The organism is Streptomyces sp. BE303, assembly GCF_036290945.1.
GTDB lineage: Bacteria > Actinomycetota > Actinomycetes > Streptomycetales > Streptomycetaceae > Kitasatospora.
The window spans coordinates 1-4128 of record NZ_JAQYWZ010000886.1 but is presented as its reverse complement, the minus strand read 5'-3'; the positions used below and the strand labels follow the sequence as shown (position 1 = coordinate 4128).

General features: G+C 71.3%; 2 protein-coding genes and 1 pseudogene. All 3 read right to left on the bottom strand.

The annotated features are described in order from the left end of the window. Nucleotides 1-137 (bottom strand): roadblock/LC7 domain-containing protein (locus PUR56_RS33540; protein WP_329882915.1); only part of this gene is annotated, 137 nt, incomplete at its 3' end. 10 nt (nucleotides 138-147) lie between these two features. Continuing rightward, a complete protein-coding gene (locus PUR56_RS33535; protein WP_329951701.1) occupies nucleotides 148-3582 on the bottom strand; it encodes a nitrate- and nitrite sensing domain-containing protein in 3435 nt (1144 codons plus the stop codon). Nucleotides 3583-3983: 401 nt separating this feature from the next. After that, nucleotides 3984-4128: pseudogene (locus PUR56_RS33530) on the bottom strand (ATP-binding protein); the annotation flags it as partial.

Genomic DNA, 4128 nt, shown 5'->3' with positions numbered 1-4128 from the left:
GCGCGGTCGCGGGGGAACCCTTCGGACATGCACAGCAGGAGGCCGTCCGCGGAGACCACCACCGTGTGCGACACCCCGGGGGTGTTGTCCACGAAATTGGTGATCAGCCAGTTCAGGTTCTGTGCGGCCTGGCTCATCTGACTCAACTCAACGCTCCTGGTGGTTCGAGCCGCCGAAGAGATCGGTGCTGCGATTCTGCTGTCCGTTGCCGGACTGGTCTACCTGATCGGGGTCGATCCGGAAGCTTCCGGTGCCGCCTGCGCTACGGCCCTGCTCGACACCGCGGCGCAGGTTCGTGAGACGTCCACGGACCTCCTCGGGCGAACGGGAGACCTGCGGCCCATCCTGTGGGGTGGGCTTGGCGTTGCCGGCCACCAGGTTCTGCTTGGGTACCCGCCGGGGGAGTCCGGACGGGGTGGTGCCGCTGGAAGAGGGCTCGCGGAGCTGTTCGGCGCGCTGCCAGTTGCCGTCGTTGGGCGACTGCCAGGCGGCGCTTCCCGCGCCGGTCGGGCCGGTGGGCCCGTACCCGCCGAGCGCGGACACCTCGTGGCCGCGCGGCTCGGCCGGCGCGGAGGTGTCCTTGGCACCGGCGAACCAGTTCGGGCTCTCGCCGCCCTGACCGGCGTCGGCCGGCCCGGACGGGAACCCGCCGCCGGCCAGCTGCTGGCCGGGGCGGCGCTGGGGCAGCCCGGACGCCAGCGTGGCGGGGGCGGGGGCGGGGTCGGCGGCGGGCAGCGCGGGCTGCTCCGGGGCGTACGGGTGGCCGGCCGGGGCCTCCTCGGCCCCCTGGCCGTCCTGCTGGTAGCCGTACCCGTCGTACCCGTCGTAGCCCTGGCCCTGGACCTGGAGGTCCTGGCCCTGGTACTCCTGCCGGCCGTACTGTTCGTCGCCGTAGCCGGACTGGTCGTAGCCCTGCTGCGGGTACTGGTCGTAGCCGTCCTGCTGGTAGCCGTTGCCGTCGTACCCGTCCTGGCCGTAGTTGTACTGGTCGTCGGCGTAGGTCTGGTCGTAGCCCTGCTGCGGGTACTGCCCGTCCTGGCCGTAGACCTCGTCGTTGCGGCGACCGTACGGGGGGTACTCGTCGTCGACCTCGGCGTCGAGCACCGGCGGCTCCTGGCCGGACTGCGGTCCGACCTCCAGCGCGGCCCGGCGGACCTGGTCCAGGCGCTGCGAGCGCTGGACCGCCTCCAGGGCGGGGCTGAAGCCGGAGGAGCCGGCGCTGCCGGTGCCGGTGAGGTGGTCGTCGAAGCCCAGCTCGGCGGCGCTGCGGGCCTCGTCCCGGCCGGGGGCGGCCCAGTCGGCGGTCGGCTCCTGGTCGGCGAAGATCCGGGAGACGGTGAACTGCTCCTCCGGCTCCGGCGCCGCGGCCATGTGGGTCAGGAACGGCGGCATCATGACCAGCGAGGTGGTGCCGGCCGACTCGCCGGACGGGCGGAGCTGGACGCGGATGTCGTGCCGCTGGGAGAGCCGGCCGACCACGAAGAGGCCCATGCGGCGGGAGATGGTGGCGTCGACCGTGGGCGGCTCGGCCAGCTTCTCGTTGATCTCGGCGAAGTCCTCGGCGGTGAGGCCGATGCCCTTGTCGTGGATCTCGACCAGCACCCGGCCGTCCGGCAGGCGGGTGGCGTTGACCAGCACCCGGGTCTGCGGGCTGGAGAACGAGGTGGCGTTCTCCAGCAGCTCGGCGAGCAGGTGGACGAGGTCGGTCACGGCGGCGCCGACGACCTCGGCCTCGGGGATGCCGGAGAGCTCGACGCGCTCGTACTGCTCCACCTCGGAGGCGGCGGCGCGGAGCACGTCGACCAGCGGGACCGGGGTGTTCCAGCGGCGGCCGGCCTCCTCGCCCGCGAGGACGAGCAGGTTCTCACCGTTGCGGCGCATACGGGTCGCGAGGTGGTCCAGCTTGAAGAGGTTCTCCAGCTGGTCCGGGTCGGCCTCGTTGTTCTCCAGGTCGGTGATCAGCGCCAGCTGGCGCTGGATGAGGCCCTGGCTGCGGCGCGACAGGTTGGTGAAGATCGCGTTGACGTTCCCTCGCAGCAGCGCCTGCTCGGCGGCGAGTGCGACCGCCTGCCGGTGGACCTGGTCGAAGGCCCGGGCGACCTCGCCGATCTCGTCCTTGCCGTGCAGCGGGATCGGGTTGATGTTGGTGTCGACCCGGTCGGGGTCGGTCTTGGAGAGCTTCTCGACCAGGTCGGGCAGACGGTGGTCGGCGATCTCCAGGGCGGCGTTGCGCAGGGTCCGCATGCCGAGAATCATCGAGCGGGCCACGTAGCCGGTGAGCACACCGGCGAGGATCAGCGACGCGAGCACGATCAGCGCGTTGAGGACGGCGTCGAAGCGCGCGTTGTCACGCAGCGCCGCGGCGTCCTGGAGCACGTCGTCCAGCAGCACGACCTCGGTGGCGCGGAGGCTGGTGATGTGGGTGTTGGCGGCCTGGTTCCAGTTCTCCGGCGTCAGACCGGAGTCCTTGGCCTCCTTGTACGCCCGGTCCGCGGCGTCCTTGCCCTGGGCCTGGCCGATCGCGGCGGCCTGGCTGTAGGCGGCGCCGAGGTTGAGCAGGCCCTGCATGGTGGGGGCGGTGCCGTTGGGCATCCGGTAGGCGGCGCGCTGGTCGGCGTTGGCCTGGGCGACCTGGGCGTCCGAGTAGCGGCGGGCGTCCTCGGGGGCGCTGCCGGTGTTGAACTCGGACAGCGCGGTGTGCTCCAGGCGCTGGGCGACCAGCAGCTGCTGGATCAGGTCCGCGTTCTCGTACCGGGTGGTGGCACCCGCGGAGATGCCGACCAGCAGGTGCAGCATCAGCGCGCGCTGGGTCGAGGCGGAGGCCTTCGCCAGCGACATGGCGTAGATCGAGCGGCCCTTGCTGGTGAGGTTGGAGGAGCCGAGGCCGACCGAGTTGTCGTAGGCCAGCAGCGGGGCCAGCATCACCGAGTACGCGGAGGTGGTCGCGGAGGCGAACAGGTCCGGGCTGTAGGCGTTGGCGCGCAGGTGCGGCAGGGCGACGACGACGCCCTGGAAGGCGTCGTGGCGGCGCGGGAGCTCGCCGGACTTGTCGCTGGCCTCGTAGGCCGCGTAGTAGGCCTTGAGGGCGGCGTCGGTGGTCGAGCGCGCCTTGGTGACCTCGTTGTTCGGGTCCTGCTTGGTGAGCAGCGGTATGAGGGTCTTGTCGCGCTCGCTCTCCAGCGCCTCGGCCAGCTCGGTGGCGGCCTTGGCGAGGGTGGCGGTCCGCTGGGCGCGGTCGGCCTTGATGAAGCCGTCGAACGAGGTGTTGACGCGCAGACCGCCGAAGATCAGGCCGATGGTGACCGGGATCAGCAGAATCGCGATCAGACGGGCCGGCACGCGCCAGTTGCGCGGGCGCAGGAAGTCGTACCGGCTGCCGCCCTTGCCGCCGGTGTCGTCCGCGCCGGAGCCGCCCGTGCGGTCCTTGGCGGGACCCAGCTGCTGTGGTGTGGGGGCGGCCGGTGGCCGTTCCTCGGTCGGCGTGAACGCCGAGAACCCCGCCGGGTCCGGTGCGGTGCCGTTCGGCTCGCTCTGGCGGGGCTCGGAGCGCCGCTGCGGGGCGACCTGCTGCTTACGCCTCACTCGACAACTACCTCTCGGCCGACAGCCGGCCATGGATCAATCCAGCGCTACCCCTGGAGGCCCGTCCGTTCCGGGGAGCGGTGGCCGATATGGATGCAGGGGTAGCTGGAATTTCAGCACGTGCAGGGATGGGGGACAAACAGCTGCCGGTCAGCGCCATGCAGGGCGCAATTGGGACATTCACCGACATGACGGTGTAAAACTGTGGTCTTCTGGCGCTGAGTGATGCTGATTCGCTACAAACAGTCATTGTTGATCACGAAATGCCTACCGAACTGTTATCCGCCGCTTATGCGGGGGTCTTGCGCGCGGCGTCCGGACGACATCTCCCCGCAAGCGGACAGGCCCCGGCGCTCCGCCGTGACAGCGGGGCGCCGGGGCTGCCGACCTGCGGGTTCCGCTCAGCGGAGGCGGGCGAGGAGGGCGTGTTCGACGAGGGTGATGAGGGCGCTCTTGGCGCTGTCCCGGCGTCGGGCGTCGAGGGTGACGACGGGGGTGTCGGGGCCGAGTTGGAGTGCTTCGCGGACCTCGTCGGAGGTGTGGGGC